This is a genomic window from Rhodobacter capsulatus, from assembly GCF_005144475.1.
Classification (GTDB): domain Bacteria; phylum Pseudomonadota; class Alphaproteobacteria; order Rhodobacterales; family Rhodobacteraceae; genus Rhodobacter; species Rhodobacter capsulatus_C.
On record NZ_SWJZ01000165.1, the window covers coordinates 1 to 844 of the forward strand.

Consider the following 844-nt stretch of genomic DNA (forward strand, 5'->3'; position numbering starts at 1 on the left):
GGCGAGGCCGCCGGGGCTGCGGCCCGCAAGCCGCTGCCGGGCGCCGCCCGTCCCGGGGCTGCCGGTGAGGGTCAGGACGGCCCGAAATCCGCCCCGCGCAAGCCGCTCGTGGCCGAAACCGACCGTCCCGCGGCCGCTCCTGCGCCCTCGGCCCCGACCGTGACGGCCAAGCAACCGACGCCGGACCAGCCCGAGGCCTCCGTTCCGACCGAGCCCCCCGTCCCGACCGACCCCCTGCGCAAGATCGCCGAGGACGGGCGCCGTCTGGCGGCGCTTGGGGCTGCCGCGCTGGAAACGACCGCCAGCAAGGCGCTGGCCAAGGCCCGCGACCTGCGCCCGAGCCCTGGCACGGCCGAGCCCAACCCCGCCGGGGACCTGCCCGAGGCTGACCCCGCAGAGGCGCGGACCGTTTTCGGCACGCGCAAGACGCCCCGGATCGGCGGCAAGCCGAAATACATGGGCGTGGCCCTGCTGGGCGGGCTGATCGCCTTCCTGGCCATTGCCGCGCTCTGGTCGAGCTTCCTGATCGAGCCGGAGGCCCCGGCGCCGACCGCCGTGCCGAGCGATGCGATCGCCGCCGCCCCGGCGACGCCCGCACCGACCGCGCCCCCTGCCCCGGCAACGCCCGCGATGCCGCCGCAGGACGAGACACCGGAACCGGCGCCGCCCACCGCTGCGGCCCCGGCGCCTGTCGCGGACCCGGCGCCGGAAACCGCCGCCCCGGACGCGCCTGCCGCCGAAACGCCTGCCGTCGAAACGCCCGTGCCGGAGGCCGGGGCGCCGTTGCCGCTGCCCGCACTGCCGAGCCTGCCGCCGCTCACCACCCCGCCCGCGACCACCGCGC

Annotated in this window: 1 pseudogene; it reads left to right on the plus strand. The window is 78.4% G+C overall.

Features of this window, described 5'->3' with window-relative positions:
- A pseudogene (locus tag FBT96_RS20965) lies at nucleotides 1–844 on the plus strand (hypothetical protein); the annotation flags it as partial.